We start from the raw sequence: 1,022 nt of genomic DNA, 5'->3' as shown, positions 1-1,022 counted from the left end.
CGTACAAATTGGTCATGCTGAATTTAGATGCCCCTTCTCCCGCATTGGGAATTGACCTGGCCTGGGTTTATTCGATCGGGATTTTCGCTAGTGCGGTCATGATCCTGTTTGTGCTAAGTCATATTTACAGAGTGCTTAGATTAGATGCCGATATTCAAAAATTTACGGATATCAAAGGATCGGAAGAAGAAATCGCCTAGCGCTGAAACATGACAACCCATAAAAGAGGTGAGGACTTTGACATTAACCATTTTTATCGCATCGCTGTTAGGCGGTATGTCTTTGGGTGTGCCGATCGCTTTTTCCCTGCTGCTAAGCGGGGTATGCCTAATGTATTTTATGGATATGTTCGACAGCCAAATCGTGGCACAGAACCTGATTAACGGCGCCGACAATTTCTCTTTGATGGCTATTCCTTTCTTTATGCTGGCAGGGGAGCTGATGAATTCCGGCGGCATATCGAAGAGAATTATTAATCTTGCATTATCCTTAATGGGTCATATTCGAGGCGGACTCGGGTACGTTGCGATATTTGCAGCGCTCTTGTTTGCAGGCTTGTCCGGTTCGGCGGTTGCCGATACGGCGGCACTGGCGGCTATTCTTATACCGATGATGGCCAAAGCGGGCTACGACAAGAAGAAGTCTGCGGGCTTGATTGCCGCAGGCGGTATTATTGCTCCCATTATTCCACCGAGTATCCCTTTTATCGTATTTGGGGTCATGAGCGGCGTATCGATCACAAAGCTATTTATGGGCGGAATCGTACCCGGTGTCATGATGGCGCTTAGCCTATTCACGATCTGGTTTTTCATAGCAAGAAAGGCGAATGTCCCCGTCCAACCGCGCAGATCGTTCGGTGAAATCTTCAAAGCCGTCCGAGAGGCGATTTGGGCGCTGTTTTTGCCCGTGTTAATTCTGGGAGGGATGAAGGGCGGGATTTTCACTCCGACCGAAGCGGCGATCGTAGCGGCGGTATATGCCTTAATCGTTGGTATGCTCATCCATCGCGAGCTTAAGCTAAA

2 protein-coding genes are annotated in these 1,022 nt (G+C 48.5%); both read left to right on the top strand.

Features of this window, described 5'->3' with window-relative positions; all coding sequences use genetic code 11:
• Window positions 1-200 (top strand): hypothetical protein (locus ACZYR9_RS27485; protein ID WP_488981486.1); only part of this gene is annotated, 200 nt, incomplete at its 5' end.
• 37 nt (window positions 201-237) lie between these two features.
• On the top strand, window positions 238-1,022 hold a 785-nt coding region (locus ACZYR9_RS27480), incomplete at its 3' end, for a TRAP transporter large permease subunit (RefSeq protein ID WP_488981485.1).

The sequence above is a fragment of the Paenibacillus sp. F024 genome (assembly GCF_057814255.1).
The sequence above is the reverse complement of the archived record's forward strand: the minus strand, read 5'-3'. Positions and strand labels throughout refer to the sequence as shown.